The sequence below is a fragment of the Telluria sp. B2 genome (assembly GCF_051789535.1).
In the GTDB taxonomy this organism is placed as follows: domain Bacteria; phylum Pseudomonadota; class Gammaproteobacteria; order Burkholderiales; family Burkholderiaceae_D; genus Telluria.
This window is the reverse complement of the sequence record NZ_CP196525.1, coordinates 1527950-1552309: the sequence shown is the minus strand read 5'-3', so window position 1 is coordinate 1552309 and position 24360 is coordinate 1527950. Positions and strand designations below refer to the sequence as shown.

Annotated in this window: 18 protein-coding genes; 10 read left to right on the top strand and 8 right to left on the bottom strand. The window is 66.4% G+C overall.

What is annotated here, in order from left to right; genetic code table 11:
• Positions 1 to 6: 6 nt before the first annotated feature.
• The gene (locus ACSUZJ_RS06930; protein WP_499414564.1) at positions 7 to 1239 is read right to left on the bottom strand and encodes a hypothetical protein; all 1233 of its coding nucleotides are present in this window, start codon (positions 1237 to 1239) and stop codon (positions 7 to 9) included.
• 289 nt (positions 1240 to 1528) lie between these two features.
• Here ACSUZJ_RS06930 and ACSUZJ_RS06925 point away from each other — a divergent pair, with 289 nt between their 5' ends.
• From ACSUZJ_RS06925 to ACSUZJ_RS06910, 4 genes are all read left to right on the top strand, one after another.
• Positions 1529 to 1789, top strand: coding sequence for a hypothetical protein (locus ACSUZJ_RS06925; protein WP_499414562.1), 261 nt, complete (start codon positions 1529 to 1531; stop codon positions 1787 to 1789).
• Between the two features lie 217 nt (positions 1790 to 2006).
• Positions 2007 to 2591: a DUF2760 domain-containing protein gene (locus ACSUZJ_RS06920; protein ID WP_499414560.1), complete on the top strand. Its 585-nt coding sequence runs from the start codon at positions 2007 to 2009 to the stop codon at positions 2589 to 2591.
• Entirely contained in the window at positions 2588 to 4435 is a 1848-nt protein-coding gene (locus ACSUZJ_RS06915) for an Hsp70 family protein (RefSeq protein WP_499414558.1), read from the top strand. The genes ACSUZJ_RS06920 and ACSUZJ_RS06915 overlap by 4 nt, the downstream gene beginning before the upstream one ends.
• Positions 4432 to 7284, top strand: a complete 2853-nt coding sequence (locus tag ACSUZJ_RS06910) for an Hsp70 family protein (protein WP_499414556.1) — start codon at positions 4432 to 4434, stop codon at positions 7282 to 7284. The genes ACSUZJ_RS06915 and ACSUZJ_RS06910 overlap by 4 nt, the downstream gene beginning before the upstream one ends.
• A gap of 59 nt (positions 7285 to 7343) precedes the next feature.
• Here the strand turns inward: ACSUZJ_RS06910 and ACSUZJ_RS06905 are convergent.
• Positions 7344 to 8704 (bottom strand): IS3 family transposase gene (locus tag ACSUZJ_RS06905; protein WP_499408834.1). Its coding sequence is split into 2 segments (ribosomal slippage): positions 7344 to 8225 and positions 8228 to 8704, totalling 1359 coding nucleotides; the frame shifts between segments, so codons are not numbered across the junction.
• A 258-nt stretch (positions 8705 to 8962) separates the two neighbouring features.
• Positions 8963 to 11104, bottom strand: coding sequence for an NHL repeat-containing protein (locus ACSUZJ_RS06900; protein ID WP_499414554.1), 2142 nt, complete (start codon positions 11102 to 11104; stop codon positions 8963 to 8965).
• Between the two features lie 197 nt (positions 11105 to 11301).
• Here ACSUZJ_RS06900 and ACSUZJ_RS06895 point away from each other — a divergent pair, with 197 nt between their 5' ends.
• From ACSUZJ_RS06895 to ACSUZJ_RS06885, 3 genes are all read left to right on the top strand, one after another.
• Positions 11302 to 12330 carry an SDR family oxidoreductase gene (locus ACSUZJ_RS06895; RefSeq protein ID WP_499414552.1) on the top strand — a complete coding sequence of 343 codons (1029 nt, stop codon included), beginning with the start codon at positions 11302 to 11304 and terminating at the stop codon, positions 12328 to 12330.
• An 85-nt stretch (positions 12331 to 12415) separates the two neighbouring features.
• Positions 12416 to 12886: a hypothetical protein gene (locus ACSUZJ_RS06890; protein WP_499414550.1), complete on the top strand. Its 471-nt coding sequence runs from the start codon at positions 12416 to 12418 to the stop codon at positions 12884 to 12886.
• A gap of 330 nt (positions 12887 to 13216) precedes the next feature.
• Complete coding sequence (locus tag ACSUZJ_RS06885) at positions 13217 to 13972, top strand: PRC-barrel domain-containing protein (protein WP_499414548.1); 756 nt, start codon at positions 13217 to 13219, stop codon at positions 13970 to 13972.
• Positions 13973 to 14276: 304 nt separating this feature from the next.
• Here ACSUZJ_RS06885 and hrpA read toward each other — a convergent pair whose 3' ends face one another.
• Complete coding sequence (hrpA, locus tag ACSUZJ_RS06880) at positions 14277 to 18596, bottom strand: ATP-dependent RNA helicase HrpA (RefSeq protein WP_499414546.1); 4320 nt, start codon at positions 18594 to 18596, stop codon at positions 14277 to 14279.
• A gap of 54 nt (positions 18597 to 18650) precedes the next feature.
• Between hrpA and argA the strand changes: the two genes are divergently transcribed.
• Positions 18651 to 19964, top strand: coding sequence for an amino-acid N-acetyltransferase (gene argA, locus ACSUZJ_RS06875; RefSeq protein ID WP_499414544.1), 1314 nt, complete (start codon positions 18651 to 18653; stop codon positions 19962 to 19964).
• Positions 19965 to 20001: 37 nt separating this feature from the next.
• The gene (locus ACSUZJ_RS06870; RefSeq protein WP_313706213.1) at positions 20002 to 20274 is read left to right on the top strand and encodes an oxidative damage protection protein; all 273 of its coding nucleotides are present in this window, start codon (positions 20002 to 20004) and stop codon (positions 20272 to 20274) included.
• A gap of 121 nt (positions 20275 to 20395) precedes the next feature.
• Here ACSUZJ_RS06870 and ACSUZJ_RS06865 read toward each other — a convergent pair whose 3' ends face one another.
• The 4 genes from ACSUZJ_RS06865 to rpiA all read right to left on the bottom strand — a co-directional run bounded on the left by ACSUZJ_RS06865 (position 20396) and on the right by rpiA (position 22945).
• Entirely contained in the window at positions 20396 to 20953 is a 558-nt protein-coding gene (locus tag ACSUZJ_RS06865; RefSeq protein ID WP_499414543.1) for a DUF488 domain-containing protein, read from the bottom strand.
• An 81-nt stretch (positions 20954 to 21034) separates the two neighbouring features.
• Positions 21035 to 21754, bottom strand: a complete 720-nt coding sequence (locus ACSUZJ_RS06860; RefSeq protein WP_499414542.1) for a hypothetical protein — start codon at positions 21752 to 21754, stop codon at positions 21035 to 21037.
• A 165-nt stretch (positions 21755 to 21919) separates the two neighbouring features.
• Entirely contained in the window at positions 21920 to 22240 is a 321-nt protein-coding gene (locus tag ACSUZJ_RS06855; RefSeq protein WP_499414541.1) for a hypothetical protein, read from the bottom strand.
• Positions 22241 to 22267: 27 nt separating this feature from the next.
• A complete protein-coding gene (rpiA, locus tag ACSUZJ_RS06850) occupies positions 22268 to 22945 on the bottom strand; it encodes a ribose-5-phosphate isomerase RpiA (RefSeq protein WP_499416471.1) in 678 nt (225 codons plus the stop codon).
• 196 nt (positions 22946 to 23141) lie between these two features.
• Between rpiA and ACSUZJ_RS06845 the strand changes: the two genes are divergently transcribed.
• Positions 23142 to 24359: an efflux RND transporter periplasmic adaptor subunit gene (locus ACSUZJ_RS06845; RefSeq protein ID WP_499414540.1), complete on the top strand. Its 1218-nt coding sequence runs from the start codon at positions 23142 to 23144 to the stop codon at positions 24357 to 24359.
• The last annotated feature ends 1 nt before the right edge of the window (position 24360 follow it).

Here is a 24360-nt window from a genome sequence, read left to right as displayed (position 1 = left end):
GGGCGATTACTGCGCGATGCCGCTCGCAGGCGCCTGGGCGGCCGCTTCGGTGCCGGTGGCCGTGGTGGCGCCGCCGGACGCGCCGCGGCGCATCAGCTCGGTGCCCGGAGTCCAGACGTAGCCGGCCGAGATCGGACCACTCGGTTCGCCTTCGCTGTGCAGCATGGCGCGGTAGTCGATGCTGGCCTGGCTTTCCTGGGCCTTCGGCACGAACTGGGTGCCCAAGCGGCGCAGGTCCACTTCGTTGACCAGCACCTCGCGGTAGAAGTCGCGCTGGCTCTTCATCTCGATCGGGCGCTCGAAGGGGCTGGTGATGATTTCCGCCGGGTCGCGTCCCTCGTAGGTCTTGAAGGCCTCGCAGGCGGCGTGGAAGTGGCCCAGCTCGTAGTCGAGGAAGCGTTCCCAGATCGCCTTGATGCGCGGATTGGTCTCGGACGCGACGCAGCTGTAGTAGTTGTAGCACTCGTTGGCCTCGTGCAGCACCCATTGTTCGAGCCAGGTCTCGGACGGGTCGAGCATGGATTCGTATTGCGTCACGTGCTGCTCCTCGACCGATGCGATCTCGGCATACAGCTGGCGCGCCACCGGATCGGCGAACTTCGGACCCACGTTCATGTAGTAGTTGTGGGTCTGGGCTTCGCTGGAAGTAATCGTCAACGCATGCAGCTTGCTGAGCATCTGGGCCTGGCTGCGGTCGTAGTGGTTGACCAGGTCGTCCGACGGATGGCGGTGGTGCTCCCAGGTCGGGCGCGCCGGGATGATGTCGGTATAGCTCTGGGTGATGTTGTTCGGGTCCTTGCCCTCGAGGCGGTCGAGCAGGGCCGAATAGCGGTAGATGTGGTCGAAGTCCTCGAGCAGGCCGTAGCGGTAGGTCTGGGCCAGGTAGGGATCCGGCTCGCGCTGGGCGACGGCGGCCGTCAGTTCGATGGCCACCTGCTCGTAGGCGATGGTGATCTCGAGCGGCGAATGGTCCGGCGAGAGCAGCCAGTTGACCATCGTGGCCTGGTGCTGTTCCGAGCGGCGGATCAGCGCCAGCGGCAGGCGCAATTCCTTGTTGAAACGCGCCGCCATGTGCGAGAAGCGCAGCGCTTCGATCTCGATGCCGTTCATCAGGATCACCCGCACCCGGGTGAACGCATCGTCGTCGAGCTTGCTGATCGGTTGCCGCACCATGTCGCGCCAGGTATAGCGCTGGTTCTCGATGGGAGTACCTTTCGAATCGAAAAGGCTGAATGCCATGTGTTCCTCCTGGTTAAGGAAATATCGTGACCAAATCTGGCCTGACCCATTAACTTAACGAAGCTGGCAGGAACTTCAATCGGGATTCGAATGAGCGCCGATAGCGTGGGGCTATGCCCGCACTTTGTACCGGATATGCCGCAGTCCGGCACACGCAGCGGACGCACGATGCATCTTTCTTCCCGGACGCAGATGCGCGATGCGACACCTCAGGTGCGCGCCTGCGCCACACGGTCGCGTACCATGGCTCGGCACGGATCACCTTTGTCGATGTCGAAAGGATGCGGAAATGTTAAGGTTAGGAAAAGCGGATAACGGCCGGGTAGATAAACTGGGTCTCCTCGCAGCACGCGTGGTCGAGGATGCGCTGGCGTCGGGCTTGTCTTGGGACGAGGCCATCGTCGCCTTTGGTATCGCAAGCAAGGCGCTCGCCGCGAAGGCAGCCACGCAGGGAACCGGCACGCTGGAACAATGCACGGCCCATGCGCAGAGCCGCCTGCAATACGGCATGGAAGAAAGTGCCGACGTACTCAGGGCCTGGCTCAGCTGATAATCGCGTTTCGCGATAGAAGGTGCGGACCACCCGGTGGCGGTCAAGCGGAACCTGGCGCTGCAACAACAAATGGCGGTTCGCAATGGCAGCGTCGGGACGCCATCTACCCATGGCGCCTGATCCTGGTTGAACTGGTATCATTCGCGTTTGTCCGGACCGAGGCCCCGACGCTGTCCGACAGCGCGCCCGTCCCTCACCCTACAGAACACCAAGAATGAATACACCGACCCAACTGCCCGGCTTCTGGAGCCGGTTGTCCCTTGCCTTCGGCACCTTCTTCAAGACCGTGGGCGACGCCGAATTCGCCGCGCGCGTGCGCGATGACCAGGTCGGCCCGCTGGCCGCGCCGCCTGCTCCCGCACCTGCTCCGACGCCGGCGCCGGCCTCAGTGGCTCCGGCTCCGACGCCGCTGCGTGAAGCGACGCCGGAAGCCGCCCTGCAACTGCTGACCCTGCTGCAGCGCGAAGCGCGCCTGATCGACTTCGCCAACGAGAACCTGACCGGCTATGCCGACGCCGACATCGGCGCCGCCGCCCGCGTCGTGCACGAAGGCTGCGCCCGCGTGCTGAAGGAACACTTCACGATCCAGCCCGTCCGCACCGAAGCGGAAGGCGCGCGCGTCACGCTGGAAGAAGGCTTCGATGCCGCCAGCGTGCGCCTGACCGGCAACGTCGTCGGCAAGGCGCCGTTCAAGGGCACGCTGTCGCACCGCGGCTGGCGCGCAACGGACGTGCGCCTGCCCCAGCTGGCGAAAGAGCACGACGCCAGCATCATCGCTCCGGCGGAGGTGGAACTGTGAGCGCCCGTTACGCCATTGGCATCGACCTGGGCACGACCCACAGCGCCCTTTCCTACGTCGACCTCGAAGCCAGCGACGGCGAGAAGACCGCGCACGGCGTGCTGCAGGTGCCGCAGCTGACCGCGCCCGGCACCGTCGAAGCGCTGCCGCTGCTGCCCTCCTTCCTCTACCTGCCGCATCCGGACGAACTGGCGCCGGGCGAACTGGCCCTGCCATGGAGCGCCGAAGGCGAGACCACCATCGCAGGCGAAATGGCGCGCAGCCGCGGCGCCACCACGCCGATCCGCCTGGTGTCCTCGGCCAAGAGCTGGCTCTCGCATCCGAGCGTGGACCGCCGCGCCGCCATCCTGCCGAGCGACGCGCCGGAAGAAGTCACGCGCGTCTCGCCGCTGGAGGCCTCGACGCGCTACCTGCAGCACCTGCGCCGCGCCTGGGACCAGGCGCATCCGGAAGCGCCTTTCGACCAGCAACAGGTCACCGTCACCATCCCGGCCTCCTTCGATCCGGGCGCGCGTGAGCTGACCGCCGAAGCGGCGCGCAACGCGGGCTACAACGCCGCCACCCTGCTGGAAGAACCGCAGGCCGCGCTCTACAGCTGGATCCAGGGCAGCAACGGCGCCTGGCGCAAGCAGGTGAAAGCCGGCGACATCGTGCTGGTCGTCGACGTCGGCGGCGGCACCAGCGACTTCTCGCTGATCGCCATCCTCGAACGCGAAGGCAAGCTGGAGCCGCACCGCGTGGCCGTGGGCGACCACATCCTGCTCGGCGGCGACAACATGGACCTGGCGCTGGCGCACCTGGTCGCGCGCAAGCTGGCCGCCAACGGCACCCAGCTCGACGCCTGGCAGATGCGCGCCCTCACCTACGGCTGCCGCGGCGCCAAGGAGCACCTGCTGGCCGACGCCAACGCGACCACCTGGCCGATCGTGGTGCCGAGCCGCGGCTCGAAACTCATCGGCGGCTCGATCCGCACCGAGCTGACGCGCGAGGAAGTCACGGCCTTCATTACCGACGGTTTCTTCCCGCGCGTGGAAGTCTCCGCACGTCCGGCCACCCGCGCCCGCGCCGGCCTGACGCAACTGGGCCTGCCCTACGCGCAGGACGCGGCGATTACCAAGCACCTGAGCGCCTTCCTGGCGCGCCAGGCCGGCGCCACCGCCGAGCTGGAAGGCTTCGCAGGCCGCGTCAGCCCTGACCACAGCTTCCTGCATCCGAGCGCGGTGCTGTTCAACGGCGGCGTCTTCAAGTCAGGCATCCTGGCCCAGCGCGTGATGGACACCATCAACGACTGGCTCTACATGGAAGGCGCGGAACCGGCGCGCATGCTGGAAGGCGCCGACCTCGACCTGGCGGTGGCCCGCGGCGCGGCCTACTACAGCTATGCGCGGCGCGGCGGCGGCGTCCGCATCCGCGGCGGCACGGCCCGTTCCTACTACGTCGGCGTGGAGTCCTCGATGCCGGCCATCCCCGGCATGGAGCCGCCGATCCAGGCCCTGTGCGTGGCGCCTTTCGGCATGGAAGAAGGCACCGAGCTCGAACTGCCGGGCCAGGAATTCGGCCTGGTGGTCGGCGAACCGGTGCACTTCCGCTTCTTCGGCTCGACCACGCGCCGCCAGGACCAGATCGGCGAAGTGCTCGACTTCTGGGGCCCCGACGAGCTGCAGGAGCTGAACGAGATCCAGGCCACGCTGCCGGCCGAAGGCCGCACCCCGGGCGACGTGGTGCAGGTGAAACTGCACGCGCTGGCCACCGAAGCCGGTACCCTGGAACTGGCGGCGATCTCGCCTGAAGGCCAGCGCTGGAAGGTCGAGTTCGACGTTCGCACCGCACCCGACACGCCGTGACGCCCTGGCTGGTCAGCATCGACCTCGGCACCACCAACACCGTGCTGGCTTACGCCCAGCCGGGTGCCGACAAGGTTGAACTGTTTACCATCGAGCAACTGGTGGCGCCCGGCGAAGTGGCCGGGCAGCCCCTGCTGCCCTCGAACCGCTACCACCCGGCCGAGGGCGAACTGGCGCCGGGCGAACTGCAGCTGCCCTGGCTGCAGGAAGACGTCGCCGGCGTAGTCCAGATGGCCGTCGGCCGCCTGGCGCGCAATCTCGGTGCCGCCACGCCGGGGCGGCTGGTAGCCAGCGCCAAGAGCTGGCTCTCGCACCCGGGCGTGGACCGCATGGCGCCCATCCTGCCCTGGGGCGCCGAGCCCGACGTACCAAAGGTTTCGCCGGTGGCGGCCAGCGCCAGCTACCTGGCCCACCTGCGCGCCAACTGGAACCTGCGCTTCCCCACCCATCCGCTGGAGCAGCAGCAGCTGGTGCTGACCGTGCCTGCTTCCTTCGACGAAGGGGCGCGCGCGCTCACGCTGGAAGCGGCCAAACTGGCCGGCCTGCCGCAACTGCGCCTGCTGGAAGAACCGCAGGCTGCCCTCTACGACTGGCTGTACCGCCACCGCGCCACGCTGGCCGAGGACCTGGCCGGCGTCCGCCTGGTGCTGGTGGCCGACGTCGGCGGGGGCACCACCGACTTCAGCCTGGTCAAGGTCGAACTCGAGGATGGCGAGCCCAAGCTTACGCGTATCGGCGTGGGCAACCACCTGATCCTCGGCGGCGACAACATGGATCTCGCGCTCGCCCACCTGGTCGAGGCGCGCATGAACGAGGCGGCCGGCGAGGCGGCTGGCAATGCAGCCCCGCGCGAGCGCCTGTCGGCCGCCCGCCTGGCCCAGCTGACCGAACGCTGCCGCGCCGCCAAGGAGCAACTGCTCGCGCCCGATGCGCCGGAGCTTGTCACCGTCACCCTGCTCGGCGCCGGCTCGCGCCTCATCGGCGGCAGCCGCAAGGCGAACTTGCGGCGGGAAGACATCGAACGCGTCGTGCTGGACGGCTTCTTCCCGCTCAACGAAGCGCAGGAAGACGCGAAGCGGGCCCGCGCCGGCATCGTCGAATTCGGCCTGCCCTACGCCAGCGATCCGGCCGTCACGCGCCACCTCGCCAGCTTCCTGCGCCAGCACGCGCAAGCGGCGCGCGCGGCCCTCGACCTGCCCGAGGATGACGAATCCTTGCCGGTGCCGGATACCCTGCTGCTCAACGGCGGCGTGTTCCGCGGCGCCGCGCTGGCTGATCGCCTGGCCGATGTGCTGGGACGCTGGCGCGGCCAGCCGCTGCACATCCTGCACAACGACAACCCGGACGTCGCCGTGGCGCGTGGCGGCGTCGCCTACTCGCTGGCGCGCCAGGGCCAGGCGCCGGCCATCGAAAGCGGCGCGGCGCGCAGCTATTACCTGCTGCTCGAAGGCGAGCGCGGGACCAATGGCGCCTTGCGCGCCGTCTGCCTGCTGCCGCGCGGTACGCCGGCGGCAACCGAAGTGCGCCTGCTCGACCGCAGCTTCGCGCTGCGCCTGGGCCGGCCGGTGCGCTTCCACCTGGTCTCGACGATCGCCGACGCCGGCCAGGCCCCGCAGCCGGGCGCGCTGGTGGACCTGCCGCCGGGCGACGTCGTGCGCCTGCCGCCGATCGCCACCGTGCTGCGCGCGGCGCCCGGCGCGGCGGCGCGCAGCGACATCCCGGTACAGCTGGTAACCACGCTGAGCGAAGTCGGCTCCCTGGAGGTGCATTGCGTGGCCGAGGATGGCCAGCGCTGGCAGCTCGCCTTCGAGTTGCGCGAAGCCGAAGGAAGCGACGCCACCGAGGCGCCGGAGATGGATGCCATGCCGGCGAACCTCGATGCCGCCATCGAGAAGATCGACCGCATCTTCGGCACCCGCTCGAAACAGGTCGACCCGAAAGAGGTGCGCCAGCTGCGCGCCAGCCTGGAGCACCTGCTGGGCAGGCGCGAAGCCTGGACCACGCCGCTGCTGCGGCGCCTGTTCGATGCGCTAATGGAGCGCGCCAAAGGCCGGCGCCGCTCAAGCGAACACGAACGCGCCTGGCTGAACCTGGCCGGCTACTGCCTGCGTCCCGGCTTCGGCCATCCGCTCGACGGCTGGCGCATCGAGCAGTTGTGGGCGATGTTCGAGACCGGCGTCCAGTACCACAAGGACAGCCAGGTGCGCGCCGAGTGGTGGACGCTGTGGCGCCGCGTCGCCGGGGGCCTGGACACCGAAGCCCAGTTGCGCCTGCTCGATGACTTCGCCTTCAACCTCCAGGCCGACGCCTCCGAACGCGGCAAGCGCCCGATCACCCTGGTCGACGGCAGCGAGGACGACATGCTGCGGCTGGGCGCCTCGCTCGAGCGCATCCCGTCGGCCTACAAGGCCGAGATCGGCAACTGGATGATGGAGCAGATCATGGCCATTCCATCCGGTTCAGCCAGGCTCGACGCGAAGACGGCGGCGACCTATACGCGCTACCTGTGGGCCATGGGCCGTGTCGGCGCGCGCCAGTCCTTCCACGGCAGCGCGCACGAAGTCGCCCCTGCCGAGGTGGCCGAAGAATGGCTGGGCCAGCTCCTGCAACTGGACTGGAAGAAGGTCGAGCCGGCCGGTTTCGCCGCCGCCCACATCGCGCGCATGACGGGCGACCGCTCGCGCGATATCGGCGAGCCGGTGCGCGAACAGGTGCTGCGCCGCCTGGCCTCCATCGGTGCGCCCTCCACCTGGACAGCGATGGTGCGCGAGGTGGTGGAGCTGGACCAGGCGAGCGAGACGCGCATGCTGGGTGAGGCGTTGCCGCCGGGGCTGAAGCTGCTGCGGTGAGCGGGACGCACACGTCGGTGGGCACGGGTGAACTGACCCCAGAAAGTTGGACAGTTGATCTATGCTGCCAATTGCTGAGTCCTGAATTGTACAGGGCTCAGCCCGTTGAGTCTGAGCTTGCCGCGGTCATTGTTGTAGTAGCGAATATACTCATCAATCCCAGCTTCCAGCTGATCGATGCTGGTGATTTTTTCCAAGTAGAAGAACTCGGTCTTGAGCACGGCAAAGAAGCTTTCCATGGCCGCATTGTCGTGACAGTTACCCTTGCGCGACATGCTCTGCACGATCCCATGCTCGGTCAGTGCCTGTTGATAAGCGGGCATGCGGTATTGCCATCCCTGGTCGGAGTGGAGCATTGGTTTGTCCTCCGGGCCAAGTCTTGAAAATGCCTTGGTCAGCATGGATGTCACCAGTTCGAACCGAGGGCGCCTGTTCGTTTCGAAAGCGATGATCTCACCATTGTATAGGTCGAGCACAGGCGACAAATAAAGCTTTTCACCTGCGACATGAAACTCGGTGATGTCGGTCACCCATTTCTGCTTTGGCGCCTTTGCTTCGAACCGGCGCTGCAATTCGTTCGGCGCCGTCTTGCCCACTTCGCCTTTGAAAGACTTGTATTTCTTGGGACGAACCAGGGACTTCAACTTCAGTTGCCCCATCAAACGCTGTACGGTTTTATGATTGATGCGTTCGCCAAGCTGGCGAATGGCTGAGGTCACACGGCGGTAACCATAACGTCCCTTGTGGCGCTCGAATACGTCCTTGATCGTCGCTTTCAATTGTCCGTACTTGTCATCGGCAGCTTGCGCTTTGAGCCGGTAATAGAACGAGCTTCGAGGAAGTCCTGCCAGCTTGAGCAGACCGTCGAGTCGATATTGCTGCCTTAGTTCTTGGACCGCTTGGGTTTTTTCGCAGACTCCGCTTCCTGCCTTGCCTGAACTAAGGCTCTCAACTTTTTTAGGTAGGCGTTCTCCATCCGCAGGTACTCCAACTCGGCCAGCAATTCTTCGCGGCTACGCTTGTCTTCATGCGCTACTTCCGGCTTTGTCGTCGGTATGATCATCTTCTCGGATCTGCTTGTTGGAGGGCGAGCCAATGCCTCGCTCCCCCCTTCTTGATAGGCACGCTCCCAGACTCCTACCGTCGAATGACCGCGGATATCGAACCGGGCAGCGGTCTGGGTGATCGAAAGGCGATTTTCCCACATGTACTGTAGTACCGACAGCTTGAATGCGGCCGTATATCTGCTCCGCTTCTTGCGCAGTCCAGCATCCCCATGCAGTCGATACGCTGTTACCCAGCGCTCCACCAGCGAGCGATTGGCCATGCCATGGCGCTGAGCCACAGCCCGGTAGCCTCCCCGACCAGACAAATAGTCCTGGACAACCGTTATCTTGAACTGCTCCGTGTGCTTACCCATATCACCCCAATAAGTTGTGTCTAACTTATTGGGGTCAGTTCAGGGGCGCCCACCCTACGATCGGTGCATTTCCGTAGGGTGGGCGCCCCGTGCCCACCTGTCCAGTCAGCAGACGTAGCGTAGACCCGTAGGGTGGACGGGTCTCCCGTCCACGCGTTCAACGGACGCTTGAATAGCTTGACGACTGATCCAAAGCCGGTTGAACGCGTGGACGGCGGAGCCGTCCACCCTACGGGTCTCAAGCCAGGCGTTGCGGCTTCATTCCACCGTCACCGCCAAATCACGCCCCTCGGTCGCCACCAGTCCCGCGTAATCCGCCGCGTAGATGCGCAGGATGTACTCGCCCGGCGCCAGGTTCCCCACCTTCCAGCTTCCCGGCAGCGCCTGCCCGCCCTGCATCGTGTTACTCACCGCATAGGCGAAGCGCGTCGTCTTGCTGCCGTAGACCGTGATGCCGCTGCTGTCGGCGTACACCAGCTTCACCGCTTCGCGTTCGCGGGGCAGGCGGTCGTAGACCTGGGTGATCAGGGGCGCCTCGAAACCGGCCACCGGCCGGCCGTCGGCATGCAGCACCTGGTAGCCCAGCTTGTACAGCCCCAGGCGCCGGCGCGCCAGGTTGCCGTCCATCTGGTCGTAGGCGTCGACCACGATGTTCACCTCGCCCTGGGCGCGCTCGATGCGCAGCGGCTGGCCCTTGCGCGCCGGGCGGATGCGCTTGCCCGCGGCGTCGTACAGGGCGATACCCTGGATGGTCGGGGGGATGGTGTCGCGCAGGCCGACGAAGGGCAGGGTCAGGGGATTGACCACGGCGCCGCCGGGGTAGTAATCCATATGCACATGGGCCATCGGGTTGATGGTGCCGAGCGCATCGCCCACGGCAAAGCGGGCGCCGCGCCGCACCCGCACGCGCTCGGGCTTGCCGCGCGCGTCCAGCAGCAGCTGGAAGCGCGCGTCGAGCGCCTTGCCGTTGCTCTCGCGCCCGACACGCATGTGGATGTACGAGAAAGGCCCGAGGCTCATGCCTTCGCCGAGCGCACCGAAGCCCCAGTTCGGGAAGGGATCGCTGATCTTCGAAGGCAGCACCGCCAGCACGCGCGAGCCGATGTCGGCGCGGATGTCCAGGCCCGCATGGAAGTGATGACGGCTTTCGCCGTCGTAGCTGCCGCGTACCTCGCCCATCACCCCGACTACTTCGTGCACTTCCTGCTGCGGGCCGACCGGCCAGGGCATGGGGTCGCTGCGCATCGACAAGACAGGCTGCACAGCCGGTGCGCGCTCTCCCTGCTTCGGCTCCGCGAGCGAGAACAGGCGCAGCGCCTGCGTGTCCGCCACAACCAGGCTGCCGTCGCGGCGCACCGCAATGCCGCGCGGCGCGTACAGGCGCACCGTGCCGTCGCTGCCGTAGCTCGCTTCGGGCGGACGGTCGGCGTCAAGCAGCGCATGCAAGGCGCCGTCGGGCGCGATCTGCACGATGCGTCCGCCCGCACCGCTGGCCACGTACAGGTAGCCGTCGCCGGTCAGCGCTAGTCCGCTGGGGCGGCGCAGGATGGGCTGCGGATCGTTCTCGGGCGGCCGGGCAATCGTCGTCACGGTGCCGTCGGCGTCGATGCGACGCACGGCATCGTTGCCGGTATCGGCGACGAACAGCGTCCCCTTCTTGTCGACCACGATCGCGGTCGGCGTGTCGAAGCCGGCAGCCAGCGCCGGACCGTCGGCGTTGCCCGGCCGGCCGTGACCGGCCAGGGTCGTCACCGTACCGTCAGGGGCGATGCGGCGGATGCGGTCGTTGTAGGTGTCGGCGACATAGACATTGCCTTCCCTGTCGACCGCGAGGCCCACCGGACCGTTGAAGCGTGCGGCGCGGCCGATGCCGTCCTGGTAGCCGGGCTGGCCGTCGCCGGCGAGCGTGGTCACGCTGCCGCCTGGTGCCACCTTGCGGATCGCGTGGTTGCCGGTATCGGCCACGTAGAGGTTGCCGGCGCGGTCCAGCGCCAGCGCGGAAGGCGTGTGGAAGGCGGCTGCCTCCTTGACGCCGTCGGCGAAGCCTTCGCGCCCGCCGGCGAAGGTCGAGACCACGCCGTCGGGGGCGATGCGACGGATGCGGTTGCTGTCGCCGCCATCGGCGACATAGACGTTCCCTTGCAGGTCGAGTGCGACGCCGAAGGGGTCGCTGAAGCGGCTGGTCGCCAGGGCGCCGTCGACCACGCCATTGCCGCCGTCGCCGGCCAGCGGCGTCACCCGCGCCGTCCACGCGGGTTTGGTCGGCGCCTCGGCCGGCAGCCACAGCGCGCGGCGCGGGGCGCCTTCCTCGGTGCCGCCCGTGAAGTAAAAGGCCGCGCCGCCGGCCAGGATGCCGGCGCCCGCCAGCGCCGCGATGATCGTAATTCGTTTCACTGCCATACCCGCTCAATGCTCAGCCCAGCAGTCTAACCGATCACCCCGGTTCGCAGCGGCACGCCCGTCCTACCGTATGCCGCCCCCTGGCGGGAATCGCTACCATCGGTCACAGCCGCGCCGGTCCAGATGGTCGCGGCACGATCCCGGATGCGCGGCCAGGTGTCGCGGATCCCTTCCTTGTACCCAAATCAGGAGCACACATGGATTCGAACAAAAAGAAGCCGGACGAGACGGTGGAAGCATCGCGCCGCCGCTTCGTGAGCACTGTCGCAACCGGTCTTGCCGCGGGCGCCGCCGTACCGGCCATGGCCCAGCAATCGGGTTCGTCCGCGGGCCAGCCGCCCGCCGGCCGCGCACGTGAGGCGGCCGCCCGTTATCCACGGCCGCCCTTCCCCGGTCAGTCGCAGCCCTGGCCTGGCCTGGCCGGGAAGATGACCCCGCGCCCGGACCATGGCGAAACCACCTACCGCGGCAGCGGACGCCTGAACGGCCGCAAGGCGCTGGTGACAGGCGGCGATTCGGGCATCGGCCGCGCCGTGGCGATCGCCTTTGCGCGCGAGGGCGCCGACGTCGCCATCAACTACCTGCCGGCCGAGGAAGCGGACGCGCGCGAAGTGGTCAAGCTGATCCAGGATGCCGGCCGCAAGGCCGTTGCCCTGCCCGGCGACATCCGCGACGAAGGTTTCTGCCGCAAGCTGGTCGACGAGGCCGTGCGCCAGCTCGGCGGCCTCGACATCCTGGTCAACAATGCGGGCCGTCAGCACTCGGTCGATTCGATCCTCGACCTGACGACGGAGCAGTTCGACTGGACCTTCAAGACCAACGTCTATGCGGTATTCTGGATTACCAAGGCCGCGGTGCCGCACATGCGCGCCGGCAGTTGCATCATCACCACCGCCTCGGTGCAGGCCTATGCGCCATCGGAAAACCTGCTGGACTATGCGCAGACGAAGGCGGCGGAGGTGGCGTTCACCAAGTCGCTGGCCAAGCAGCTGGCCAAAAAGGGCATCCGGGTGAATGCGGTCGCACCGGGACCGGTATGGACCCCGCTGCAGGTGTCGGGCGGACAGACCCAGGACAAGCTGAAGAAATTCGGCGAGGACTCGCCGATGGGCCGCCCCGGCCAGCCGGCCGAGCTGGCGTCGGCCTACGTGGCGCTGGCGGTCGACGAGGCCAGCTTTACCACCGGCCAGGTGTATGGCGTGTCGGGCGGGGCGGGCAACCCATAAGACGGCTGGGATGGGCCCGAAGTTTCTCCAGCGATATACTATTGGGATGACAATATCAACGGATCCATCCCCGCTGCCGATTGCCTTGTACAACTCGGCATGGCGCAATGCAGCGGACGCGCTGGTCTACACCGTCATCGTGCTGCCCTTGCTCTTGAGCACCGTGTTCAAGCCCCTGTTCTGGACACCGCCCTGCTTCGTGCTGGTGGCCTGCTACGCGGCCCGGCTGTGGTGGCGCGCCTTCGACCGCTCGCTGCAGATCCGGGTCGACGAGCGCGGCATCTGGACCCGGCGTTACGGACAGGTGGACTGGGACGACATGCGGGAAGCCGGGATCCTGCCCGGCAGGCATCCGGTTCTCGCGATCAGGCTGCGCGAAAAGCAGCCCTGGCTGGCGCGCGCCGGCTGGCTGACGCGGACCATGCATGCAAGGAATCCGTCACGCCCCCTGACGATCGGCCAACGGCTGTTGCATATGGGCGCGGACTATCGCGTCCTCAGCCGCGTCCTGAAAGAGCGCTACCCGGCGTTCACCCCCTGCGCAGCAGGCGCGTGAGCAACGACGAAAGCGAACGGGTCGGGATCAGTTTGCCCAGCGGGCCTGCGTAGTTGCAGCGGGATGTGACAGTCATCGTTAGCCTCCGAAACATTACTTAGCAGAATAACTACGCGGGTGAGTTCGTTCTGTGCGCCAGCTCGCATAGCGCGACCGTAGCGTCGCATAGCCGCATGACGCCGCCGTGACAAGCGCGCGCGCCCTGTGACGATTGAGTCATATCATGGGTGCCGCAAGGCCGACCTCTATGCTTTCGGGAGGCATTGCAGGGGAATGTCAACACACATACAGGAGATCGAGATGGGCTACGCAGATCGTGACAAGTATGGGATGTACAAAGACACCGGCAGCGCCGGTCCCGGCCCGGCACTGATGGGTGCCGACACCTTGATTGGCGATAACGTCGTCAACGGCGCCGAGGAAGATCTGGGCGACATCAAGGAGATCATGCTCGACATGAATACCGGCCAGGTGGCCTATGCCGTGCTGGCCTTCGGCGGCTTCCTCGGCATGGGCGAAAAACTGTTCGCCGTGCCCTGGCAGGCCCTGCACCTGGACACCGTCAACAAGCGCTTCGTGCTGAACATCGAGAAAGAGCGCCTGAAAACCGCGCCTGGCTTCAACAAGGACGCCTGGCCCGACATGAGCGACATGAACTGGGCCAGCCAGATCCACTCCTTCTACGGCACCGACCCAAGCCGCGGCGGCGCCCCGACCATGGGTCCGGGCGTGGTGATGAGCGGCACGGTCGGCGGCCTGGGCGGCTCAGCGTCCAGCATGGGTGCAGGCGGCGGCCTGGGCGCGGGCCATGCCGGCAGCGGCTCGACGGCCGGCGGCGGCGTGGGCAGCGCAGGTTCCTCGCTGGGGTCCGGCTCGGGTAGCGCCGGGATGAGCTCGGGCTCGGGCAGCTCGACCACGGGTTCCAGCGGCTCGACCCTGGGCACCGGCGCGGGTGGCTCCACCCTCGGCACCGGTGCGGGCGGCTCCTCGCTCGGCGGCGCCACGGGCGGCAGCGTCGACCCGCGTCCCGGCAACCTCGGCGACGACAAGGACCTGAGCAAGATCCGGGGCAGCAATATCGGCTGAATCTGGCCGAACGGTCCGCCACCGGAAGCGGTGGCGGATCATTGCGAGAGATCAGCGGCCACAACCGTAGGGTGGGCACTCCGTGCCCACGCGAAACTCGCCCGGTGTTGAGCTCTCAGGTTGACGCAGCTGTAGCATGCCAACCAAGCTTCCAAAAGCGTCAAGTTGGCGCCAACAACATATCATCCGTTCCGTAGCGAAGTATCCACGATACGGACGTCGGAAGAGTGCGTAACGCGTGGGCACGGAGTGCCCACCCTACGAAACTTCACCGACGCGGCCACGCCAGCATCACGCACCATCCTCAGCGGATCATCGACTCCCACACCTTCTGCAAGCGCTTGGCCGACACCGGCATCGGCGTGCGCAGCTCCTGCGCAAACAGCGACACCCGCAATTCCTCCAGCATCCAGCGGAACTCCGTCATGCGCGGGTCATTGCTCTTGCCCGGCTGCTTCGAGATGCGCTGGTACTGGCTGGCGGCGTTCTGCCACTCGGCCATCAATTGCGCGTCGCGCGAGGGGTTGCCGCGCAGCTTTTCCATGCGCACGTTCATCGCCTTCAGGTAGCGCGGGAAGTGGGCCAGCTGGCTGTACTCGTTGTCGGCGATGAAGCGCTTGTGCACCAGGCCCTGCAATTGCCCCTGCATGTCGCTCGCCACCGCCTGCGGCAGTCCGTTCAGGCGCTTGGGCATGCCGTGGAACTCGGCCAGGATGGAACCGACCAGGCGCGCGATCTCGTTGATCAGGAGACCGATGCGGCCCTTGCCCTCGTCCTTGCGCTTGTTGAAGGAGGCGGCATCATGCGGCAGCGGATCCTGCAGGCAGGCGATGTCGATCGCCTTCTGGATGATCTGGTCGCGCAGCTCTTCCTGCGAGCCGACCGCCATGAACTGCATGCCCATCTGCTGCAGGCCGGGGATGTTCTTCTCGGCGAACTTCAGCTGGTCCTTCAACTGCAGCGCGAACAGGCGGCGCAGGCCGATGCGGTGGGTGCGCGCCGCCACGTTCGGGTCGTTGAAGACCTCGATGTCGCAGTGCGTGCCCTTGTCGACCAGGGCCGGGAAGCCGATCAGGGTCAGCTTGCCCTGCTTGATCTCCAGCAGTTCCGGCAGCTCGCCGAAGCTCCAGCTGGTCAGACCGGTATGCTGGCTGACCGCCGGCGCGGCGGCAGGCGCCGCTGCAGGCGCATTGCCGCCCTTCTTGCCCTGCGGTGCAGGCGCAGCGGGCGCCGCCGGCGTGGACGGCGCCTTGCCCTTGCCCCAGGCAGCCGGCGTGGCGACCGTGGGCCGCATCGCACCCATCGCCGCCGGTGCGGTTTCCGCCATCTTCTGGAAGCTCTCGCGTGCCTGGGCGCCCAGCTCGGCCTGCAGGGCCGCCAGGTTGCGGCCCATGTCGAGCTGGCGGCCATGCTCGTCGATGACCTTGAAGTTCATGAACAGGTGGGCCGGCAGGGTCTCGAGCTTGAAGTCGCCCGTGAGCACGTTGACGCCGGTCTCGGCGCGCACGTCGGCAATCAGGACGTCGATCAGGTCGCCGCGCCCGAACACGCCCGCCGCATTGATGCGGTCGACGAAACGCGCCGCATAGTCCGGCAGCGGCACGCAGTGGCGGCGCAGCTTCTGCGGCAGGGATTTCAGCAGCAGGTGCACCTTCTCCTTGAGCATGCCCGGCACCAGCCAGGCCGCGCGCTCGAGCGGGATCTGGTTCAGGGCGAACAGCGGCACGGCGAGCGTGACGCCGTCGCGCAGGCTGCCCGGCTCGAAGTGGTAGGAAAGACCCATCTCGATGCCGGTGACGTTCATCGTCTTCGGGAACAGCTCGGTGGTGACGCCGGCCGCCTCGTGGCGCATCAATTCTTCGCGGTTCAGGAACAGCAGCTTCGGATTGTCGCGCGAGGCGTCCTTGTACCACTTCTCGAAACCGGCGCCGTTCACCACCTCCTTCGGGATCTCGGCGTCGTAGAAGGCCGCGATCAGCTGGTCGTCCACCAGCACGTCCTGGCGGCGCGACTTGTGCTCGAGGTTCTCGATCTCCTTCACCAGCTTGTGGTTGTGCGCGTAGAACGGCAGGCGGGTCTCGTAGTCGCCCGCCACCAGCGCATCGCGAATGAAGATCTCGCGCGCTTCATAGGGGTTGTGCAGCGCGTAGTTGATGCGCCGCCCGCTGTAGACCACGATGCCGTACAGGGTCGCGCGCTCCAGCGCACTGACTTGCGCCGGCTTCTTCTCCCAGCGCGGCTCGCCCCAGGACTTCTTCAGCAGGTGGCCGCCGATCTTCTCCAGCCACTCGGGCTGGATCTGCGCCACGGTGCGCGCGTACAGGCGCGTGGTCTCGACCAGTTCAGCGGCCATGATCCACTTGCCCGGCTTTTTCACCAGCGAGGAGCCCGGCCAGACGTGGAACTTGATGCCGCGCGCGCCGAGGTAGCCGGCGCCCGGCTCGTCCTCGCCCTTGAAGCCGATGTTCCCCAGCAGGCCAGTCAGCAGCGCCATGTGCAGCTGCTCGTAGGTCGCGGCCGCGCCGTTCAGGCGCCAGCCCTGCTCGCGCACGATGGTCAGCAGTTGCGAATGCACGTCGCGCCATTCGCGCAGGCGCAGCTGCGACAGGAAGTTGGCGCGGCAGTTCTCCTGCAGCTGGCGGTTCGACTTCTTGTGCGCGATCGCGTCCTCGAACCAGGCCCAGATCTTCAGGTAGCTGATGAACTCGGACTTCTCGTCGGCGAACTTCTTGTGCTTCTCGTCGGCCTGCTGCTGGTATTCCATCGGCCGGTCGCGCGGATCCTGTACCGACAGCGCCGAGGCGATGATCAGCATCTCGCTCAGGCAGTCGTTGTCGACCGCGGCGAGGATCATGCGGCCCACGCGCGGGTCGAGCGGCAGGCGCGCGAGCTTGCGGCCCAGCGGCGTGAGCTCGTTGGTCTCGTCGACCGCGCCGACTTCCTGCAGCAACTGGTAGCCGTCGGCGATCGCGCGGCCCTGGGGCGGCTCGATGAAGGGGAAGGTCTCGACGTCCGTCAGGTGCAGCGACTTCATGCGCAGGATGACGGCGGCCAGCGAGGAACGCAGGATTTCCGGATCGGTGAATTTGGGGCGCTGCAGGAAGTCTTCTTCCTCGTACAGGCGGATGCAGACGCCATCGGCCACGCGGCCGCAACGGCCGGCGCGCTGGTTCGCCGCCGACTGTGCGATCGGCTCCACCTGCAGCTGCTCGACCTTGTTGCGGAAGCTGTAGCGTTTTACACGCGCGAGGCCCGCGTCGACCACGTAGCGGATGCCCGGCACGGTCAGCGAGGTCTCGGCCACGTTGGTCGCCAGGACGATGCGGCGCGCGTTGGTGGTGCGGAACACGCGGTCCTGTTCCTCGACCGAGAGACGCGCGAACAGCGGCAGGATCTCGACGTGCGGCGGATGCTGCTTGCGCAGGGCTTCGGCGCAGTCGCGGATCTCGCGTTCGCCAGGCAGGAAGACCAGCACGTCGCCCGGACCGATGCGGCACAGTTCATCCACGCCATCGACCACGGCGTCGATCAGGTCGCGCTTTTCGCGCGCCTGCTGCGCCTTCGGAGCCGGCTTGTTGTCCACGCCGCCGCCGACCATGACCGGATCGCGTTCGACCGGACGGTAGCGCACCTCGACCTTGTACAGGCGGCCCGAGACCTCGATCACGGGCACCGCCGGCTTGCCCTCCTGCGCGAAGTGGCGCGCGAAGCGCTCGGCGTCGATCGTCGCCGAAGTGATGATCACCTTCAGGTCCGGACGGCGCGGCAGCAGCTGCTTCAGGTAGCCGAGCAGGAAGTCGATGTTCAGGCTGCGTTCGTGCGCTTCGTCGATGATGATGGTGTCGTAGGCGCGCAGCAGCGGGTCGGTCTGGGTCTCGGCCAGCAGGATACCGTCGGTCATCAGCTTCACCGAAGCACCGGCCTGCAAGGTGTCGTTGAAGCGCACCTTGTAGCCGACGTGTTCGCCCAGCGGCGAACCGAGTTCCTGGGCGATGCGCTTCGCGGTCGAGGACGCGGCGATGCGGCGCGGCTGGGTGTGGCCGATCAGGCCTTTTTCTCCGCGGCCCAGCTCCAGGCAGATCTTCGGCAGCTGGGTCGTTTTACCGGAACCGGTCTCGCCGGAGACGATGACGACCTGGTGCTCCGTCAGCGCCTTGGCGATCTCGGCGCGGCGGCCGGAAACCGGCAGGTCTTCCGGATAGGTGATCGGAGGCAGCGGATTGCGCATGCGTGGCTCGCGCGGCGCCTGCGACTCGCCGCGCGGCGTGCGTTCGCGGCGTTCTCCTTGCGCACGCTGGCCTTCTGGCGCAGGCCTGTCCTGCGCCGATTTCTCCTGCACGCGGCGTTCGCCCTGCTGCGGGCGCTGGCCGCGTTGGGCATTCGCGCCCTGGTCGGCCTGCGGCCCTGGCGCGCGCTGCGCACCGCGTTGACCCGCCTGCTGTCCCTGCGCACCGCCCTCGCCCGGATGCCGGCGCTCGCCTTTGGTCTGCAGGCGCCCTTCCGGCGTCTGCGTCATGGGCGCGCGCAATTCGCCCGCGGCGCGCTCGCGCCGCGGGTTCGATTCAGGCTGGGAAGATGCTGCGCGCGCCGCGTCCGGCGAAGGCTTGTTACTCTGTTCAGACATTGTTTTTACGAGGTATTTGGTGCGCAAGTCGCGCAGCGAATTATAATGCGGCAAATGGAAAACCCTACCCAATTCGTCCAGTGGCTGCGCTCTGTCGCGCCGTATATTCATGCTTTTGGCGGCAAGACTTTTGTCGTTGCATTTCCCGGTGAACTCGTGGCCGCCGGCGCCCTGCCGGTGCTGGCCCAGGACCTGTCCCTGCTGGTCGCGCTCGGCATCCGCATCGTGATCGTCCACGGTTCGCGGCCCCAGGTCGCCGAGCAGCTCGCGCTGCGTAACGTCGAGGGCCGCTTCCACAACGGCGTGCGCATCACCGACACCGCCGCCATGGAATGCGCCAAGGAAGCCGCGGGCGAATTGCGTCTCGATATCGAGGCGGCCTTCAGCCAGGGCCTGCCGAACACGCCGATGTCGAACGCCCAGATCAGCATCGTATCGGGCAACTTCGTCGTCGCCCGTCCGCTTGGCGTGATCGACGGCGTCGACTTCGAACTGACCGGCGTGACGCGCAAGATCGCCGCCGACAAGATCGCCCCCATCCTGCAGACCGAGGACAACCTGGTGCTGCTGTCGCCGCTGGGCTTCTCGCCGACCGGCGAAGTGTTCAACCTCACCATGGAAGACGTGGCCGCGTCCGCCGCGATCGCCCTGCACGCCGACAAGCTCATCTACATCACGGAAACCCCGATGATGGTCGACGCCGCCGGCGCCGAGATCCGCGAACTGTCCTCGCACCAGGCCGAAGCCGTGCTGCAGGCCGGCTTCCTGCCGCAGGACGCCGCCTTCTACCTGCGCCACGCGGTCAAGGCCTGCCACAGCGGCGTCGACCGTGCCCACATCGTGCCTTTCGAGATGGACGGCTCGGCCCTGCTCGAACTGTTCACCCACGACGGCGTGGGCACCATGATCAGCCACGAGAACCTGGAAAGCCTGCGCCAGGCCACAATTGAGGACGTCGGCGGAATTATCAAGCTGATCGAGCCACTCGAGGCGGACGGCACCCTGGTTTACCGCGGCCGCGAGCTGATCGAGCGCGAGATCGAGCAGTTCTCGGTCATCGAGCACGACGGCGTGATCTTCGGCTGCGCCGCCCTCTACCCCTTCCCGGAAGCGAAGATGGGCGAGATGGCCTGCCTCACGGTCAGCCCCGACGCCCAGACCCAGGGCGACGGCGAGCGCATCCTCAAGCACATGGAAAACCGCGCCAGGGCCGCCGGCCTCACCAAGCTGTTCGTGCTGACCACGCGCACCGCGCACTGGTTCAAGAAGCGCGGCTTCCAGCCGGCCACCGTGGACGACCTGCCGAAGGACCGCGCCCACATGTACAACTGGCAGCGCAAGTCCCAGATTTTCATCAAGACTTTATAATCGCTGTTTCACCACACGAATTTCAGGAGCAAGAATCATGGCCCGCACCGTCAATTGCATCAAACTCAAGAAGGAAGCCGAAGGGCTGGACTTCCCGCCCGTACCGGGCGAAATGGGCAAGAAGATCTACATGCAGGTGTCGAAGGAAGCCTGGCAGGCCTGGCTCAAGCACCAGACCATGCTGATCAACGAAAACCGCCTGAACCTGGCCGACGACCGCGCCCGCAAGTACCTGGCCACCCAGATGGAAAAGCACTTCTTCGGCGAAGGCGCCGACCAGGCTGTCGGCTACGTGCCGCCGACCGCGTAATTTATCCGATTTTTAGAGCGCCTAAGAGAACCTTCAGGGCAAGGGATGCGGCCGTCCGACGCAGCGTCGAAGACAGTACGACAGTACGGCGAGACGATGCAACGCAGCCATGGAGGTTCTATTAGGCGCTCAGATCTAGTCCCAGCTGCTCGCCTCCTTCGGGCGGGTAGCTGATGCGGGTGCCCTCCACCCGTGCAAACGGCGTCAGCTTGTGCGGACGCCGTTTTTGTTTGCCGATGATGTCTTCGACCTCGACGCCGCGCACCAGCAGGGCGTCGCCTACCAGCGAGCGGTGGCAGCGCCAGGGCACGGCTTCGGCGCACATCAGGGCGCAGCGCCGGGTCTGCGCCAGCTCGATCACCAGGTCCACGTTCTTGTCGAATTCCGGCGTCTGCATGTAGTCCGCGTAGCCCCGGAACGAGGTGTTGCGCCAGGCCCCGTTGGGCGAATCCGGACGCGGACGGCGCAGGCCGCCCAGGCCCGGAATCTGGCGATAGGCAATGCCGGCCTCGGCCAACGAAACGGGTAGCTGGTCCTGGCCGAACTGCGGATTGTGGCGCGACTTGGGGACGGTGCGGATGTCGAGCACGCAGTCGATTTCGTTCAGCCGCAGCAGCTCGATGAATTCCTCGATGGACTGGTTCGAATGGCCGATGGTACAGACGGTGTGGGTGCTCACTGCGGTCCTCCGCGACAATGGAACGCTTCCATTGTCGCGCAGGGAGGAAAAACGCGGCGCAGCCGTGCGCCCCCGTGCCGGTCAGCCGACGGTTTCGATTTCGGTTTCGGTCCTGGCTTCGGCTTCGCCTACCTGCACCGGCGCTTTTGCCGGCGCCCTGGAGCGCAGCACGATGCCCTGCCCGACCACCATCGCCAGGTAACCGACTGCTTCCGACATCTCCTCCAGTACCAGGGAATGGTCCAGCAGGTGCTGCGCGAATGCGGGCAGGTGCCCTTCCCCGGCGGTCGAGCCAAGCGCCGCGCCCAGCACCAGGACGATGCTCATCCAGGGGAAGCGGCCGCTGGCGACCAGGTGCAGCACGAAGCGGTGCAGGCGCTGGCGCCAGGCGAGGTAGAGGGAGCCGAGCAGCATCAGGCCGGCGAGCGGCGGAACCAGCGGCCGGTACGGGAGCACGCGGGACGAATAGATCGGACCGTCCGGCCCGAAACCGAGCGGGTCGAGGAAGACCGAGCCCCAGCTCAGTTCACGGCCAGTCAACAGCAGCCAGACCGGCAGCAGGCACAGGGCCAGCGTCGCAGCATCGCCCTTGGGGCCATGGCGCCAGGCCTGGAAGGCGAAAAACAAGCCTGCCAGCAAGACCACCACCTGGACATTCTCGACCACGCCGTTTTCCCAGCCCCATTCCACCGGAGCGGCAAGCGAAAGCGGCAGGCAGAGAAACAGGCTCAGCAGCAAGAAACGCTGCAGGAGCACCCGGTCCGGGTCGACTCGGTCGAGATAGGCGGAAAGTGCATTCATGAAAGTAGACGATTGACGCACCGACTGGCGGCAGCGCGACGATGTCATTCGCGCAAGGGTAATGACTAGCCAGTCAGTTAAATGCACCAATATACACGATCACCTGCCCTTGCGCCCATGCAATCACTGGAATGCCCAAGGCGGGTAAAAACCGTGGAAGTTTCGCTACATCTTGCGGCACTGGCGCAACTCGCAGCGCGCCATGAAGACCTTTCCATCCGCACATTGCATGCGGTAGACCTCGACCGGGCCCTCGTCGGTGACGCGACCCGCGCCCTGGGTGCTGGCACAGGCGTATTGCCGCGCCAGCTGCTCGACGGTGCTGGACGAGACGCCGACACGATAGGGAATACGCTCGATCTGCACGCCGCCGGCGTCGGCCACAGCCGCCGGCCGCTGCGGCGCCGTGACCGCCGCCGGCTTCGATTTCCACATCGCACAGCCACCCAGGGTTGCCACGGCCACCAGCGCCAGCAGTCGTTTCATCGCGTCTCCGAACGGATCAGAAAAGGATTAAAAAGTAAGGGTCTTGACGCCTTCGGCAGTGCCGAGCAGGCAGACGTTGGCGCCGCGCTGGGCGAACAGGCCAACCGCGATCACGCCGACGATGCCGTTGATCTGCGTTTCCAGCGCCACCGGGTCGGCGATCTGCAGGCCGGCCACGTCGATGATCTCGCCGCCGTTGTCGGTGATGAAGGCTTCATCGCTGCCGGCCTTGGTGCGCAGGCGCGGCTGGCCGCCCAGGGCAGCGAGCTGGCGCATCACGGCGGCGCGCGCCATCGGGATCACTTCGACCGGCAGCGGGAACTTGCCCAGCGTCGGCACCAGTTTCGAGCCGTCTGCGATGCAGACAAAACGCTGCGATACGGAAGCGACAATTTTCTCGCGCGTGAGGGCCGCGCCGCCGCCCTTGATCATCGCGCCGGTGTCGGTGATCTCGTCGGCGCCATCGATGTAGACGGCGATCGATTCCACATCGTTCAGGTCGAACACCGGGATGCCGTGGCCGCGCAGGCGCGCCGCGGTGGCTTCCGACGAGGCGACCGTGCCCTTGATGCTGTCCTTGATCTTCGCCAGTTCGTCGATGAAGAAGTTGGCCGTAGAGCCGGTGCCGACGCCAATGATTTCGCCCTCGACCACGTAGTCGATGGCGGCGCGAGCGACGGCTTGCTTGAGTTCGTCCTGAGTCATGATGTAGAGAAGATAGGTGAGAAATGGCGACATTCTAGCGGATCGCTTCGCCCTCTCCTTCCTTTCAGCGCGGCTTTTTGCCAACGCGCTGCTGCCGGGTCCGCATACATATCCATAATGCATTGCCGAAAGAACAAAAATATCTGACACTGCTTGAATTAACGGTAAGCATCAGCTTTTGACAGGCAGATACAGCATGAAGATTTTCACGAAGAAGCGTGTGGCCCTGGCGGTGGGCCTGCTGGTGGTCGGCGCGGTCGCGCTGGCGGTGGTCCAGCGCGGCGGCGAACCGAAGGTGCCGCCGCTGACATACCGGGTCGCCACGGTCGATACCGGCAGCATCACCCACACTGTGACGGCCACCGGCACCATCAACCCGGTAGCCCTGATCAACGTCGGCTCGCAGGTGTCGGGCACCGTGGTCGAGCTGAAGGCCGACTTCAACGACCGCGTTAAGAAGGGCCAGGTCCTGTTGAAGCTCGACCCGACCATCTTCAACGCCCAGGTCGGACAGGCGCGCGCAAGCCTGGCCGCGAACCAGGCTTCGTTGCGGCTGGCCCAGGCCAAGTACGAGCGCAACGGGCAGCTGCTGGCCCAGAACTTCGTCTCCAGCCTGGCCGTCGACGAATCGCGCCGCGAACTCGACGTGGCGCGCGCCAACCTGCTGCTGGCGAAAGCCCAGGTCGACCGCGCCCAGGCCGACCTCGACAACAGCGTGATCCGCAGCCCGATCGACGGCGTGGTCATCAAGCGCACCATCGACCTCGGCCAGACGGTAGCGGCCTCGTTCAACACCCCGAACCTGTTCCAGATCGCCCGGGACCTGACCAAGATGCAGATCGACACCAGCGTGTCGGAAGCCGACGTCGGCGCGCTCAAGGATGGCCTGCCGGGCCGCTTCGTGGTCGATGCCTACCCGAACCGCGAGTTCAACGCCACCATGCGTCAGTTCCGCCTGGCGCCGAACGTGGTGCAGAACGTGGTCACCTACAATGTCGTGCTCGACGTCGACAACCAGGACGAGCTGCTGAAACCGGGCATGACGGCCCAGGTGCGCCTGGTCACGGACAACCGGCCGAAGGCGCTGCGCATCCCGACCGCGGCGCTGCGCTTCCGCCTGTCGGACGAGGAGCAGGAAAAAGAACGCAAGGCCCAGCGCGAGAAGGACGCGAACAACGCGGCCGTGAAGACCGTCGCCGCGACCGCCGCGCCGGACGACGACCTGGCGCTGCAGGACCGCGGCGAGACCGCGCGCCTGTTCAAGATCTACAAGCTCGATGCGCAGAACCAGCCCAAGCCGGTCGACGTGCGCATCGGCCTGTCGAACTTCCGCTACACGGAAATCGTGAGCGGCGACCTGAAGGCGGGCGAGCGCGTCATCACGCGTTCACTGCAGCCGAACCCGGGCATGTGAT

Bases quoted from the DNA above. Each gene is read 5' to 3' on its own strand.
- ACSUZJ_RS06860 (WP_499414542.1), bottom strand. From the start codon at position 21,754: ATGAATGCACTTTCCGCCTATCTCGACCGAGTCGACCCGGACCGGGTG.
- ACSUZJ_RS06885 (WP_499414548.1), top strand. From the start codon at position 13,217: ATGTACAAAGACACCGGCAGCGCCGGTCCCGGCCCGGCACTGATGGGT.
- hrpA (WP_499414546.1), bottom strand. From the start codon at position 18,596: ATGTCTGAACAGAGTAACAAGCCTTCGCCGGACGCGGCGCGCGCAGCA.
- ACSUZJ_RS06930 (WP_499414564.1), bottom strand. From the start codon at position 1,239: ATGGCATTCAGCCTTTTCGATTCGAAAGGTACTCCCATCGAGAACCAG.
- argA (WP_499414544.1), top strand. From the start codon at position 18,651: ATGGAAAACCCTACCCAATTCGTCCAGTGGCTGCGCTCTGTCGCGCCG.
- ACSUZJ_RS06925 (WP_499414562.1), top strand. From the start codon at position 1,529: ATGTTAAGGTTAGGAAAAGCGGATAACGGCCGGGTAGATAAACTGGGT.
- ACSUZJ_RS06845 (WP_499414540.1), top strand. From the start codon at position 23,142: ATGAAGATTTTCACGAAGAAGCGTGTGGCCCTGGCGGTGGGCCTGCTG.
- ACSUZJ_RS06920 (WP_499414560.1), top strand. From the start codon at position 2,007: ATGAATACACCGACCCAACTGCCCGGCTTCTGGAGCCGGTTGTCCCTT.
- ACSUZJ_RS06855 (WP_499414541.1), bottom strand. From the start codon at position 22,240: ATGAAACGACTGCTGGCGCTGGTGGCCGTGGCAACCCTGGGTGGCTGT.
- ACSUZJ_RS06870 (WP_313706213.1), top strand. From the start codon at position 20,002: ATGGCCCGCACCGTCAATTGCATCAAACTCAAGAAGGAAGCCGAAGGG.
- ACSUZJ_RS06900 (WP_499414554.1), bottom strand. From the start codon at position 11,104: ATGGCAGTGAAACGAATTACGATCATCGCGGCGCTGGCGGGCGCCGGC.
- rpiA (WP_499416471.1), bottom strand. From the start codon at position 22,945: ATGACTCAGGACGAACTCAAGCAAGCCGTCGCTCGCGCCGCCATCGAC.
- ACSUZJ_RS06895 (WP_499414552.1), top strand. From the start codon at position 11,302: ATGGATTCGAACAAAAAGAAGCCGGACGAGACGGTGGAAGCATCGCGC.